At 38.5% G+C, this 13,637-nt stretch carries 12 protein-coding genes; 4 read left to right on the top strand and 8 right to left on the bottom strand.

The features are described 5' to 3' along the window. Positions 1–6: 6 nt before the first annotated feature. Positions 7–1,644, bottom strand: a complete 1,638-nt coding sequence (gene pyrG, locus MKX14_RS03720; RefSeq protein WP_002121060.1) for a CTP synthase — start codon at positions 1,642–1,644, stop codon at positions 7–9. Between the two features lie 223 nt (positions 1,645–1,867). Between pyrG and MKX14_RS03715 the strand changes: the two genes are divergently transcribed. Continuing rightward, positions 1,868–2,323, top strand: coding sequence for a hypothetical protein (locus tag MKX14_RS03715; protein ID WP_002121076.1), 456 nt, complete (start codon positions 1,868–1,870; stop codon positions 2,321–2,323). A 241-nt stretch (positions 2,324–2,564) separates the two neighbouring features. Further along, complete coding sequence (locus tag MKX14_RS03710) at positions 2,565–3,410, top strand: metal-dependent hydrolase (RefSeq protein WP_025468387.1); 846 nt, start codon at positions 2,565–2,567, stop codon at positions 3,408–3,410. Positions 3,411–3,473: 63 nt separating this feature from the next. Here the strand turns inward: MKX14_RS03710 and MKX14_RS03705 are convergent, their stop codons facing one another. The 4 genes from MKX14_RS03705 to MKX14_RS03690 form a co-directional block, all read right to left on the bottom strand. After that, a complete protein-coding gene (locus MKX14_RS03705) occupies positions 3,474–4,568 on the bottom strand; it encodes a YheT family hydrolase (RefSeq protein WP_240281785.1) in 1,095 nt (364 codons plus the stop codon). 19 nt (positions 4,569–4,587) lie between these two features. After that, a complete protein-coding gene (locus tag MKX14_RS03700) occupies positions 4,588–5,304 on the bottom strand; it encodes an SGNH/GDSL hydrolase family protein (protein WP_240281784.1) in 717 nt (238 codons plus the stop codon). Between the two features lie 37 nt (positions 5,305–5,341). Then, on the bottom strand, positions 5,342–5,749 hold the full coding sequence (locus MKX14_RS03695) for a nuclear transport factor 2 family protein (protein WP_240281783.1): 408 nt from the start codon (positions 5,747–5,749) through the stop codon (positions 5,342–5,344). Positions 5,750–5,820: 71 nt separating this feature from the next. Further along, a complete protein-coding gene (locus tag MKX14_RS03690) occupies positions 5,821–7,845 on the bottom strand; it encodes an NADPH-dependent 2,4-dienoyl-CoA reductase (protein WP_240281782.1) in 2,025 nt (674 codons plus the stop codon). Between the two features lie 135 nt (positions 7,846–7,980). Between MKX14_RS03690 and MKX14_RS03685 the strand changes: the two genes are divergently transcribed. Together MKX14_RS03685 and MKX14_RS03680 are read left to right on the top strand one after the other, a co-directional pair. Beyond that, positions 7,981–8,541, top strand: coding sequence for a PadR family transcriptional regulator (locus MKX14_RS03685; RefSeq protein ID WP_005069032.1), 561 nt, complete (start codon positions 7,981–7,983; stop codon positions 8,539–8,541). 2 nt (positions 8,542–8,543) lie between these two features. After that, positions 8,544–9,461 (top strand): alpha/beta fold hydrolase, encoded by a 918-nt coding sequence (locus MKX14_RS03680; RefSeq protein ID WP_240281781.1) that lies wholly within the window; start codon positions 8,544–8,546, stop codon positions 9,459–9,461. Between the two features lie 48 nt (positions 9,462–9,509). Here MKX14_RS03680 and aroF read toward each other — a convergent pair whose 3' ends face one another. The 3 genes from aroF to clpA form a co-directional block, all read right to left on the bottom strand. Then, the gene (gene aroF / locus MKX14_RS03675) at positions 9,510–10,565 is read right to left on the bottom strand and encodes a 3-deoxy-7-phosphoheptulonate synthase (RefSeq protein WP_240281780.1); all 1,056 of its coding nucleotides are present in this window, start codon (positions 10,563–10,565) and stop codon (positions 9,510–9,512) included. Between the two features lie 424 nt (positions 10,566–10,989). Further along, on the bottom strand, positions 10,990–11,352 hold the full coding sequence (locus MKX14_RS03670; protein ID WP_240281779.1) for a YnfA family protein: 363 nt from the start codon (positions 11,350–11,352) through the stop codon (positions 10,990–10,992). Positions 11,353–11,355: 3 nt separating this feature from the next. After that, on the bottom strand, positions 11,356–13,632 hold the full coding sequence (gene clpA / locus MKX14_RS03665) for an ATP-dependent Clp protease ATP-binding subunit ClpA (RefSeq protein ID WP_017400370.1): 2,277 nt from the start codon (positions 13,630–13,632) through the stop codon (positions 11,356–11,358). Positions 13,633–13,637: the final 5 nt, after the last annotated feature.

Below are 13,637 nucleotides of genomic sequence, written 5' to 3'. Positions count from 1 at the left end.
ATCGCATTATTTACTTTTTTGATGCTGTGTTTTTGCAGCGTCAATAAAACTAGCAAATAATGGATGTCCATCACGTGGTGAACTTGTAAATTCCGGGTGGAATTGTACAGCAATAAACCAAGGATGTTCAGGAATTTCTACAGTTTCAACTAAATGTTGTGCTGAAGAGTAACCTGAAATCTTCATACCAGCTTGTTCAATCGACTCGATGAAACGGTTATTCATTTCATAACGGTGACGATGACGCTCAGTGATTTCAGCTTTACCGTAGACTTCACGTGTTTTTGTGCCTTCAACCAATTCAGATTTTTGAGCACCTAAACGCATAGTTCCACCTAGGTCTGACTCAAGGCTGCGTTGTTGTAATTCACCGCGCTCATCTAACCATTCAGTAATTAAACCAATGAGTGGATATTTTGTAGAGCGGTTAAATTCTGTAGAAGAAGCTTCTGGCATACCTGCAACATGGCGAGCGTATTCAATAACAGCCAATTGCATACCTAAACAAATACCCAAGAATGGGATTTTGTTTTCACGTGCGTATTGAATAGCTTTCATTTTGCCTTCAGTACCACGTTCACCAAAACCACCCGGAACTAAAATTGCGTCAGCTGTACTTAAAATAGATACGTCTTGGCTTTCAAGTTCTTCAGCGTTGACATAATCAATTTGTACTTTTACGCGATTTTTAATACCTGCGTGTAATAACGCTTCATTCACAGACTTATAAGCATCTGGTAATTCAACATATTTACCAACCATAGCGACACGTAAAGTGTATTCAGGATTTAGTAATGCTTCGACTACATTATCCCAATCTTCTAGATTTGCTTCTGGAAGATCATTAAATCCAAAGCGCTCACAGATCAAATCATCAACGTTTTGTTCATAGAATGTACGTGGAATTTGATAAATCGTTTTCGCATCTTTACATACCACTACAGCACGCGCTTCTACGTTCGTGAACAATGCAATTTTGCGTTTAGTGTCAACATCCACATCGTATTCAGTACGGCAGATAAGAATATCTGGCTGAATACCAATCGAAAGCAACTCTTTTACAGAATGTTGAGTTGGTTTTGTCTTAAGCTCTGCTGCAGATTTGATATATGGCAACAAAGTTAAATGCATAAGCATGGTTCTTTTATGGCCAAGCTCAACCATTAACTGACGAACTGACTCCATAAATGGAAGTGATTCGATATCACCTACCGTACCGCCAATTTCTACGATAGCAACATCGTAGCCTTCACCCGCGCGAAGTACGCGTTCTTTAATGTTGTCAGTAATATGAGGAATAACTTGAACTGTACCACCAAGGTAGTCACCACGACGTTCTTTATTTAAAACGTCCTGATATACACGACCACTGGTAAAGTTATTAAGTTTGGTCATTTTCGCACGACGTAAGAAACGTTCGTAATAACCCAAGTCTAGATCAGTTTCGGCACCATCCTCTGTGACAAAAACTTCACCATGTTGGAAAGGGCTCATTGTCCCTGGATCGACATTAATGTATGGATCCATTTTAACCATTGTGACTTTTAAGCCACGGGCTTCCAAAAGTGCAGCAACTGAAGCAGCAGAAATACCTTTACCTAGCGATGAAACTACACCACCAGTGACAAAAATAAAATGGGTCATTAAGTTTCTCGTACAATCAAGCCGAAATCGGCCTACAATGTTTGGCAATTTTACTGTACTCTGCCCCTATAAAGCAAAGTCAAACCGCATCAATTCAAAGATCATTAAACAACTGGCTATTCTATCAGCATTTTTAATAAAAATTTAGGTCAATCTCACATGATTTTTTCATTCTCTTTTGCTGTTATAATGCCAGCTCCTCAATTAAATGTTGTTTAGGACAATGGCAAATAAAAAACTTTTAATCTGTGCTGCAATTGCTGCTGGACTATTGTTAACCGCATGTGTCAAAAAAGAAACACCTAAAGAAGAAGAGCAAGAAAAGGTTGAAACTGCTGTTTCAGAACCTACACCTGCTGAACCTGCAAAATTTGAGTCTCTAGAAAGTGTTCAAACTGAAGAAGCTCAAACTCAGGAACCAACGCAAGTTGAGGTGCATCACGAAGAAACAGCAAATACGACAACTGAAATTCGCCGTGAAACTCGCCCTGCGCAAGCTGAGCAAAATTCACAAACAAATGTTTCTGAGCAACCTAAAGCAGAACCAAAGCCAAAACCTGAACCTAAGCCTGAACCAAAAGCAGAGCCAAAACCATCTAAGCCAGCTGAACCAGCTCAAAGCGAAGATGACGCTGTTGCGGCTGCAATTGCGGCTGCTACTCCAGCGCTTAAGAACTAAGTTCGTATGCGAATATGCCCAAATTGAACCATCAGTTTGGGCTTTTTAAATATTATTTAAGTTATCAACACAATAATAAGTTTTAATTTTCTTTCTATTTATCTTTAAAGTTTTCCTAGTTATCAATTAGGGACAATCTACTTTTTCTGCCTAAAAAAGTATTGACGCTAGATATAGGGCGATGTAGTTTTTTATCAAGTTCCTTTTTGGAACTTCAATTAAAAGAAGATTGGAGCCTAGAATGAATACAGTATCAAATCGTGTCCCCGCCTCATTTCCAGTCCGTCGTATGGACTATAATTTTGAAAATGTACCTCGCTACTGGTGTAATAACGAGCCTACTTTTACACATTATTTTACTGGTTTATCTACATTGTTCCCTGAAGGTGAGTCATATTTTGTTCGCTCTGTTCGAGCTTTACGCGCCAAAGCAAAGTCGAATGAAATTTTAGATCGGGAAATTAGTGCTTTTATTGGCCAAGAAGCAATGCACTCTAAAGAACATCATGCTTTCCATGTAAGTGCACAGCAATATGGTTTAGATCCTCAATCTTTAGAAAAAGTAACTGGTATCGTTTTAAAAACGATTGAAAAAGTTTTTAGTAAAAAATGGAATTTGCTTGTAACAGTAGGTCTAGAACACTACACAGCAGTACTTGTGGTTAGCATGATGCAATCCGTTAATGAATTGATGACAGACTCAACTATTCGCAATTTATGGCTATGGCATAGTATTGAAGAAACTGAACATAAAGCTGTGGCTTTTGATCTCTACCAACATTTATATGGAAGCGGCTTAAGCGCATACCTTCCTCGCATTACAGTTTTTACTTTAAGTCTATTTTTGATTACCGGTTTTTCAACAATTTATCAATTTGTTCTTATGAAACGGGATCATCAACTCTTAAATTTCAAATCATGGCGTAAGTTCTTTAGTTTTGCGAATAAACAATATAGAACATTGATCCCTCAATTTTTTGATTATTATCGATTTGACTTTCATCCCAACCAAACAGATGAAAAAGACCTCGTAGCTAGCACAAAAATCAAAATTGGACTAAAAGATCCTAAATTGCTTTTATCTTGATCTAATAAAATTATAAAGCCCATCTGTTGAATGGGCTTTATTTAACTTATTGCGAAATTACAGTTATTGCTTATGTTCGACCAAAAAATAATTTGATATTAATTTGGCCGCCCATGAGGTACTTTTCCATCCTTCGTAAAAGCCACAGTGACTTCCTTTTTTTGTGGTGATTACCGCAATATTACTCATTTGCTGAATCGTTTCTTTGTAAGGTTCCAAATTTTTAATAGAACAGACTGGATCATCCTCAGCATTAAGAATCATTAATGGTATTTTGACATTCTCAAATACATAAATTGGATTAATGGCTTGGCAATAGCTTTGATAATCATCAAAGCCAGCCATTTCAAAATATTCTTTCTCAAACTCTTCCAGACTTGTCGTTGCAAGAACCTTTTCTAAAGAAGCAATCTGGTTCCAAGTACTTTGATAAGGATGAATAAAATACTTGAATAACTTTTTGGTCATCATTTTGCTATAAAACGGATGAACATTTTTAAAGCCAATCTCTGTGTTGTAGCCCGGACACATTGCAAAAGCAGCTTTAAATGGCGTGTCAGTACCTTGCTCTCCTAAGTAACGAACTAGTAGCCCTGTCCCGGCAGAGGAACCTACTGCGTATAAATCCGTTTTAGAGAATAATTTTTGAATATGCTCAAGTTGCTCTTTAAGGTCGCTTGTTGATCCAAAAAGAGAAATCTGTGGCACAGGCATAGGTAAGCCAGCATGCCCACGGCGTAAGCATAGTGCTATTCTCCATCCCGTATAATGATGTATGTCTTTCACAAGTTCACGCATACTTTCAGGTGTTCCTGTAATGGTATGCATAATGACAACTGTTGGAGTATCTGGAGGAAGATCATAGCCATACCACGCGATCGCAGTTACGCCACCATCTTTCATGATGAGCTGATCAATACGATCATATTCAAGCTTAATGGTTTTTTTTCTAATAATATCAAAATACAAAAGATGAACGTGATTGTTGCTCAACCACGGTGTGGGCCGATATTTTTGCTTGAGCTGGGGCAGTTTCTCAAGAATATCTTTTATTTTCCCATTTGGGTCATAATAGATTTTTGGTTGCTCGGCACCTAATACCGAATCGAACAATTCTGAACCGAAAGCTTTAATTTTATTTAAAGTAGATATGCCCATTTCCAATCACTACCTCTGATTATGAGTTAAATGATTGCCGCACTAAGGCTGCAACCTGTTGTCCCCAAATTGCATAAATTTCCTTACTCGGATGAAAACCATCACTTGCCATAGGCAGATTCATCGCTTGAAAATGCTCAATATCATATTGAATGAACTTAAATTGGTTTTGTGATTCTAACCATTTATCTAGTACCTGATTCATTTGTTCCGCATATTTTCCAAACAACCAAGCCAATGGATTTGGTAACACTGGAAAATGCTGCATTGGCGGAACACCAGAAACAATAATGAGCTTAGGCTGAAAACGTGCCTGTATGTATTGAAATAATTGTTTTTGTTGTTTTATCCATGAACTTGCTGAGGTTAGTTTCGTGACATCATTAACACCAATCGACGTAACCACCACATCGTAATTTTGTTGCTCTAAATGCTGTACTGCTTGAAAAACCTGCTTAGTTGTATCACCTGTTTTTGCATGCAGTTTCCAGCGTATCGAATATTGATCTTGCAACTCAGAAATAATCGCACCCGATAAAGCATCTTTTTGGGTTTCTACCCCAACACCTGCTGCGGCAGAATCTCCTAAAATAAGTAATGATAGAGGTCTTCCCTTACCAACGATGCCTTGTCTCTCACCACTGGCTTCTAGCAAGCGTGGTGTATTCTTACGAACCTTTGATCCCTGTACAAACAGTACAGGAAGCAATGCTAGAGTTGAAAGCTTTAACCACATTTTATTGATCTCTATCTTACTAGGCTATTTACTAAAATTATTGAGGTTGAAACTTAGCAATTCTTATACCCATTTGTTCAGCCAATGCAGCTAAGCCACTCATTGGACGTATCATTACTTCAAAATCAATAATTTTGCCTTGTTCATTAAAACGAATCATATCAATACCTTTTAATGATTTACCACTAACATTGGCACTGAACTCAAGCACTACATTTTCACCGTCTTCTGTATAGAACTCACGATGATAGGTAAAGTCTTCGAACACCTGAATCACATTGGTAAGAATGAAGAAAACGACCTGCTTTCCTTCATAAGGTTTGTAGGCAACTGGTGAGCGAAAAACCACTTCATCCGCCAGCAAGTCATTTAGATCGGATAAGTTACCAGCCTGAACCATTTCATGCCATTTTTCTAAAGACTGTTTTGTTATTTCGAGTGTCATTGTTTTTATATCCTATAATTTAACAAAGAAGTAATGGGCATTTCTGTTTAAAAGAAATGCCCATATAAAATTTAGATTATTGCCGCTAATTCAGCACCTTGGCGTATTGCACGTTTTGCATCTAGTTCACCCGCCTCTTTAGCCCCGCCAATTAAATGAACATTTTTTCCATCTGTTTTTAATTGATCATACATTGCAGTAAATGACTCTTGGCCCGCACAAATCACCACATTGTCAACCTCAAGTACACTTGGTTTCCCATCCACAGTAATATGTAAACCTTGATCGTCTACCTTGTCATATTGCACACCTGCAAACATTTTGACCTGACGATTTTTTAGTCCTGTGCGATGAATCCAGCCTGTTGTTTTACCTAAACCAGCGCCTACAGCAGCAGTTTTACGTTGTAGTAAATAAATTTCTCGTTCAGATGCCTCAACTTTTGGCTGTTTTAAACCACCAACATGCTCATATTGAGTATCGATTCCCCATTCTTCATAGAACTTTTCTGGATTTAAACTGCCACTTTCACCTTCATGAGTAAGATATTCAGCTGTGTCGAAACCAATACCACCCGCTCCAATAATGGCAACACGTTGACCTACTGGCACACGCTCTTTTAAAACCTGTAAATAACTCAGTACTTTAGGATGATCAATTCCCTCAAACTGTAATTGACGAGGTGTTACACCTGTTGCAACCACAATTTCATCAAAATTTGCTTGGCTTAATTCTTCGTAAGTTGCTTGATGGTTTAACACAAGTTCAATGTTTGGTCGCAATTCAATTTGACGACTAAAGTAGCGTAAAGTTTCGTAGAACTCTTCTTTTCCAGGAACTGTTTTTGCAATATTAAACTGACCACCAATTTGATAACTTGCTTCAAAAATTTTAACTTGATGTCCGCGATCAGCTGCATATACTGCAAAACTTAAACCTGCCGGACCTGCGCCAATAACAGCGATACTCTTTTTCACCTGAGCTTCTTTAAAGATCAGTTCAGTTTCATAACATGCACGCGGGTTTACTAAACAAGTTGCAATTTTCATTGAGAAAATATGATCTAAACAAGCTTGGTTGCACCCAATACACGTATTAATTTCATCACTGCGGCCTTCACTTGCCTTCAAGACAAATTCAGCATCCGCTAACATTGGCCGTGCCATAGACACCATATCAGCATGACCAGATGCCAATACATGTTCAGCCATTTCAGGCGTATTGATTCGGTTAGAAGTAATTAAAGGGATAGAGACGTCACCTTTAAGTTTTTCAGTCACCCAAGTAAATGCAGCACGGGGAACTTTGGTTGCAATTGTAGGAATACGCGCCTCATGCCAGCCAATACCTGTATTGATAATTGTTGCGCCTGCTTTTTCAATTTCTTTTGCAAGCTGAATCACCTCATCAAAACTTGAACCGCCTTCAACTAAATCAAGCATAGATAGGCGATAAATGATGATAAAATTTTCACCAACTAAAGCACGTGTGCGCTTTACAATTTCAATTGGAAAGCGGATACGATTTTCGTAACTACCACCCCATTCATCATCACGATGATTCGTACGAGCTGCAATAAACTCATTAATCAAATAACCTTCAGAGCCCATGATCTCTACGCCATCATAGCCCGCATACTGGGCAAGTTTGGCACAGTTGGCAAAGTCATCAATGGTTTGTTGTACTTCGGCAGAACTTAAAGCTTTAGGCTTAATCGGGTTAATCGGTGCTTGAATTGCTGAAGGTGCAACATTATTTGCCTGATAAGAATAACGACCCGTATGTAAAATCTGCATAGCAATTTTACCCCCAGCTTCATGGACAGCTTGGGTAATCACTTTGTGTTTTTCAGCTTCTTCAACTGTATCTAGTTTGGTCCCGTGGCTAAATACAACACCATCATCATTTGGAGAAACACCGCCAGTTACAATTAATCCCACATCACCTTTTGCACGCTCAGCATAAAACGCAGCCATGCGCTCATATCCTTGTGGTGCTTCTTCTAATCCAATGTGCATCGACCCCATAAGCACACGGTTTTTTAAAGTAGTAAAGCCTAAATCAAGTGGCTTTAATAAATGTGGATAAGCTGACATATTTTCTCCTATGGCTAGCAATAAGCTTGCTAATGCAACTTGTTGCATAAATTTATAATCAAATTTTGACTTTTATGCAACATGTTGCATAATCTCATGAGTCACACTTTACTTTTGCTTACAAACTGGATTGCCATGTCACTTCCTCATGTTTTATTGACCAGCTTGCTTGAACGTCCAAGTACAGGGTTTGAACTCGCCCGCCGCTTTGACCGCTCAATGGGCTTTTTCTGGAATGCCACTCACCAGCAAATTTATCGTGAACTCAATAACATGCTTAAAAAAGGCTGGGTTTCCACTTTAGAAAATGAAATGGATAATGGCCGAAAAAAAACCTATCAGGTCGAACAACTAGGTCGTATAGAACTAGCCTCATGGATGACGCAACAAAGTGAACCTGCGCAGCTTCGTGATGATTTAATGGTTAGATTGCGTGCTGAAGCACAATTGAGCAATAATCAGATATTACCTGAACTGTTAAGGCATCTTGGTTTACATCAAGAGAAGCTCAAACTTTATCAAAGTATTTATGATAAAGATTTTAAAGACAGTGATGATCTAAATGACCGCGTGTTATACATCCACAAAATGATCTTAGAACTTGGAATTACGATGGAAAGTGAATGGATCAAATGGTTGGAACAAGTCATCCCTCAATTAAAACGCTTTGCCCAAGATAATCCATCTGGAGAATAACCATGCCGTATTACACCATGCCCGATCGGGAAAATTTATTTGTACGCCGTGTTGGTCGTGGTGAGCCTGTTTTGGTTTTATCTGGCCTTGGCATGCAAAGTTGGCAGTGGCTACCGTTTATTTATGCAAACCGTAAAGATTATGAGTTTATTATTCCAGATTGGCGTGGTTTTGGGGGATCAAAGAACTGTGCAATCCCTGAACAAGATGCCATTTCTAGCCATTGGCAAGATGTTGCTCATTTAATAGATCAATTAAAACTTAATAACTTTATCTTAATGGGTTATTCAATGGGCGCAACAACTGCCATGCATGGCATGAAACATGCGCAACTGGCACAGCAGTTAAAAGCCTATTTACATATTGATCAGACACCAAAAATATCAGTAGATTCAACTTGGGAATATGGTTTATTCGGCCCTCTTCACACCCAATTCAAACAATTATTAAATGATATTTATCAATTATTGTTAAAGCATAAAAATGCCAAATATCTTTATGAGCTCTCACTTCCAGATCGACAAGAACTAGTCCGTCTATGGGTAGATTTTATTGAATTGCAAAGTAGCAATCCTTTTAGCCCGCTAGTTTTTAAAACAGCTTTAAAACAGCCTTTTCTACAAAAATATTTATTACCTATTCAACGTTTGGATTACTTGTTTTGGTATGTTGAAAATTATCTTTATCACAATGAAGATTATCGAGAAGCAATTCAGCAGTTAGCATGTCCTACCACCTTCTTTATTGGTCGCAATTCTACACTTTATCCAGAAACTGGTCAGACACTGATTGCACATAGCGTTGAGCATGCAAAAGCAATATATTTTGAACGTTCAGGCCATACACCTTTATTAACAGAGCCTAAAAAGTTTGGACATGAAATCAATACATTCCTATCCGAACTCAAACATGCTTCTTAAAAAATAAAGGGATCTATTTATAGATCCCTTTTTAAAGCCCATAAATAATTAAGCGGAGTGAGCTAGCTCTTTCGCTTTTAATTGCTCCGAAACACTTAACAAAAGCTGCTCTGTTTTTCCCCATCCTAAACAACCATCAGTTACTGACTGGCCATAAGTCATATCACAAGAAATCTTTTGGTTACCATCAACCAAATGACTTTCAATCATGACACCTCGAACTTGTGTTTTTAAACGTTCAGCAACGATTTGCTGTAAAACTTCTGGCTGACGCAATGGATCCTTACCGCTGTTACCATGACTACAATCAATCACCAGTGCAGGTAAATTTTGATTGTACTTTTCGCGTATCGCCTGAATTGAAGCTAAATCGTAATTTGGCCCATGATTTGCGCCCCGCAAGATCAAGTGAGGTAATGGATTTCCAGCACTCTGAATCACTGAAGGCAAGCCTTGTTGATTCATTCCTAAAAATTGATGTTCGTTTTGCGCGGACTGAATCGCATCTAATGCAATCTGAATAGAACCATCAGTACCATTCTTGAAACCAATACTGTATGGCATATGACTTGAGATTTCACGGTGAATCTGAGATTCGCTTGTACGAGCCCCAATTGCACCCCAAGCCAATAAATCATCAAAATAGCCAGTTGCCATTGGGCTTAAAATTTCACTCGCAATTGGCAAACCCTTTTCAATGATTTGCAGGTAGAGTTCACGAGATTTTTCTAAACCAAGTTGTAAGTTTGATGAGCCATCTAAATTCGGATCATACATGAACCCCTTCCAACCAACAGTGGTACGTGGTTTTTCAATGTATGTACGCATCACGATAAAAATCTGATCTTTAACTTTTTCTTGTAATTTTTGCAGTTTTTCAGCGTATTCAAGTACTGCAACTGGATCATGAATTGAACAAGGCCCTGTAATTACCATTAGACGATGATCGTTGCCGTTAAGAATATTTTGAATAATTTGGCGGTGTTCGGCAATTTGACGTGCGAAAGAGTGTGCAAGCGGGTATTTCGCTTTTAACTGGATAGGTAAACTAACTGGTGTTTCTTTTGTATTGGTTTGAGTCAGTAAAGTATTTAGGGCATTCATTGGTTTTTTCCTTGGGACTGCAATCTACTCAGTCCGATCATTTATTTGAGCGTTTTGGATCTATTCGTTGGTAAAGGTAAGCAAAAGTAAAACCAATAAAAGTTGCTAAAGTACGAATAAGTCATGTTGTTCATTTTAAGTTCCTCGATTCTAAAAAGATAAAGCATAAAAAAACCTGATCGGGGTTGCCGATCAGGTATTAACTGTGATGGGCAACTTTCTCATGCCCGAATACGCTCAGGCAACTATCTAAATTGCCAAAAGTAATAATAAGCGTTAGTGTTCACAGATTGATTTAACATCTTTATCTCAAATATTAAAAAATGTTCCTTAAATCTAAAATACGCATTGTTGATGAGTTTGACAAGTCTTTTTTTGGAAAAAACTTCTTATTTTCTCGCTTAAGATTTGATTCAATGATGCATTAACGAATCAATCCTTGAGGTTGCAAAATAATTAAACCAGCTCCACAAAGCACAATTAGACCACCTAATATATCCCATCTTGTTAATCCCACCTGATCAACAAAGCGTAGCCACATAAGCGCAGTAAAAATATAGATACCGCCATAGGCCGCATAAATGCGCCCAGAAGCTGCCGGATGTAAAGTCAACAACCATACAAAGACCGCCAAGCTTAAAATAGTAGGTAGCCATAACCAAGCCGACTTATCCTCTTTTAAAATCAGATAAGGAAAATAACAACCAAGAATTTCAGCAATTGCCGTGATAATAAATAACCCGAATACACTGAGTATTCGGGTTATAGCAAGACTATCAATTAACATAAGTTATGCTGGTTCTGCCGTATGATGATCTTCAAACACTTCAAGTTTTAAGCCGACAGCTTTGCCATCTTCTTTTTTCACCGATACAGCCACGTTACCACCATGATCTGCAAGTTCACCAAACAGAATCATTTCAGCGAGTGGTTTCTTCAAGTGTTCTTGAATGAGACGTTGCATTGGACGAGCGCCCATCAAACGATCATAACCATTTGTAGCTAACCAATCTCGTGCACTTTGATCAACATCAAGAACAACTTGTTTTTCATCCAATTGCGCTTGTAATTCTGTCAAGAATTTGTCGACTACAGACTCAATCACAGTTGTTGGCAATGCTTTGAATTGAATAACACCATCTAAACGGTTACGGAACTCTGGAGAGAAAGCACGTTTCATCGCTTCTTGGTTATCAGAACTATGATCTTGTTCCGTGAAACCAATGCTCGCGCGAGAAATACTTTCTGCTCCAATATTCGTAGTCAGAACAATAATCACATTTCTAAAGTCTGACTTACGTCCATTGTTATCCGTTAAAGCGCCATGATCCATGATTTGTAGCAATAGATTAAACACATCTGGATGTGCTTTTTCAATTTCATCAAGCAACAAGACACAATGCGGATTTTTGTGAATCGCATCAGTAAGCAAACCACCTTGGTCATAACCCACATACCCTGGAGGTGCACCAATTAAGCGTGAAACTGCATGACGTTCCATATATTCAGACATATCGAAACGTACAAGCTCTACACCCAATAATTTAGCGAGTTGCTTTGTAACCTCAGTTTTACCTACACCAGTTGGGCCAGCAAAAACAAAACTACCCACTGGTTTATCTGGTGATTTTAATCCAGCACGAGATAACTTGATCGCTGAGCCTAATGCAGTAATTGCTTCGTCTTGACCAAACACCACACGTTTCAAATCACGCTCAAGATTTTCAAGCACTGACTTATCATCTTTAGACACAGTTTTTGGTGGAATACGAGCAATCTTAGAAACGATATCTTCGATATTCTCTACAGTAATCAAGCTATCATCACTTTCAGCTTTCAAACGGCGTTGAGCACCTGCTTCATCGATGACATCAATTGCCTTATCTGGCAAGAAACGATCATTAATGAATTTAGCAGAAAGCTCTACAGCTGATACCAAAGCTTTATCGTCATATTGTACGTGGTGGAAATCTTCAAACTTAGTTTTCAATCCACGTAAAATATCAATCGTTTCAGCAATACTTGGCTCATTGACATCAATCTTTTGAAAACGACGTGATAATGCATGGTCTTTTTCAAAAACCTGACGATATTCTTGGAAAGTCGTTGAACCAATACAACGTAAAGTACCATTAGCTAAAGCTGGCTTAATAAGATTTGATGCATCCATCGTGCTGCCCATACTTGAGCCCGCACCAATGATCATATGAATCTCATCAATGAATAAAATCGCATTTGGATTTTTCTTCAATGCATTAAGCAATTGTTTTAAACGTTTTTCAAAGTCACCGCGATATTTCGTTCCAGCAACTAATGCACCAATATCTAGACTATAAATTTCAGCCTGACTTAAAGGTTTAGGTGCCTTACCATTCACAATTAACCATGCTAAACCTTCGGCAATCGAGGTTTTACCTACACCTGGATCACCTACAAGCAATGGATTGTTTTTGCGACGGCGGCACAGAATTTGTGCTGTACGCTCAATTTCTTTTTCACGACCAATCAGTGGGTCCGTTTTGCCTTTTTGCGCTTCAACATTTAGATTCAGCGTATAAAGCTCAAGTGGCCCCGCATTGCTTGCGCTAGTTTCACCCTCAATATCTTCAACTTCTTCTTCAACTTGTACTTCGTCTTTACGTGTCCCATGAGACAAGTATTGAGTCAATGTCAAACGATTGATTTGATGACGTTTAAGTAAATACACAGCAAAAGAATCACGCTCTGAATACATTGCGACCAAAACATCTGCACCTTCAACCGTACGATCGCCACCACTTGATTGCACGTGGAAAATAGCACGTTGCAAAATGCGGTCAAAACTTTCTGTTGGATGAGGAGCTTGCTCGCTATTTTCGCCAAGCTTAGGAGTATGTTGTTCTACATATTCTTCTAATTCTTTACGCAAAGAAACTATATCAGCCCCGCATGCTTTTAATGCATTCACGGCTGAATCGTTGTCGAGTAGTGCTAATAATAAGTGTTCGACTGTAAGAAACTCATGTCTCTTTTGACGAGCCATGCTAACAGCCAAACGTAATGATACTTCTAATTGACGACTGAGCATGTAAC

Source organism: Acinetobacter pittii, from assembly GCF_022449185.1.
Lineage (GTDB): Bacteria > Pseudomonadota > Gammaproteobacteria > Pseudomonadales > Moraxellaceae > Acinetobacter > Acinetobacter pittii_I.
The sequence above is the reverse complement of the archived record's forward strand: the minus strand, read 5'-3'. Positions and strand labels throughout refer to the sequence as shown.

Bases quoted from the DNA above. Each gene is read 5' to 3' on its own strand.
- pyrG (WP_002121060.1), bottom strand. From the start codon at position 1,644: ATGACCCATTTTATTTTTGTCACTGGTGGTGTAGTTTCATCGCTAGGT.
- MKX14_RS03715 (WP_002121076.1), top strand. From the start codon at position 1,868: ATGGCAAATAAAAAACTTTTAATCTGTGCTGCAATTGCTGCTGGACTA.
- MKX14_RS03710 (WP_025468387.1), top strand. From the start codon at position 2,565: ATGAATACAGTATCAAATCGTGTCCCCGCCTCATTTCCAGTCCGTCGT.
- MKX14_RS03705 (WP_240281785.1), bottom strand. From the start codon at position 4,568: ATGGGCATATCTACTTTAAATAAAATTAAAGCTTTCGGTTCAGAATTG.
- MKX14_RS03700 (WP_240281784.1), bottom strand. From the start codon at position 5,304: ATGTGGTTAAAGCTTTCAACTCTAGCATTGCTTCCTGTACTGTTTGTA.
- MKX14_RS03695 (WP_240281783.1), bottom strand. From the start codon at position 5,749: ATGACACTCGAAATAACAAAACAGTCTTTAGAAAAATGGCATGAAATG.
- MKX14_RS03690 (WP_240281782.1), bottom strand. From the start codon at position 7,845: ATGTCAGCTTATCCACATTTATTAAAGCCACTTGATTTAGGCTTTACT.
- MKX14_RS03685 (WP_005069032.1), top strand. From the start codon at position 7,981: ATGTCACTTCCTCATGTTTTATTGACCAGCTTGCTTGAACGTCCAAGT.
- MKX14_RS03680 (WP_240281781.1), top strand. From the start codon at position 8,544: ATGCCGTATTACACCATGCCCGATCGGGAAAATTTATTTGTACGCCGT.
- aroF (WP_240281780.1), bottom strand. From the start codon at position 10,565: ATGAATGCCCTAAATACTTTACTGACTCAAACCAATACAAAAGAAACA.
- MKX14_RS03670 (WP_240281779.1), bottom strand. From the start codon at position 11,352: ATGTTAATTGATAGTCTTGCTATAACCCGAATACTCAGTGTATTCGGG.
- clpA (WP_017400370.1), bottom strand. From the start codon at position 13,632: ATGCTCAGTCGTCAATTAGAAGTATCATTACGTTTGGCTGTTAGCATG.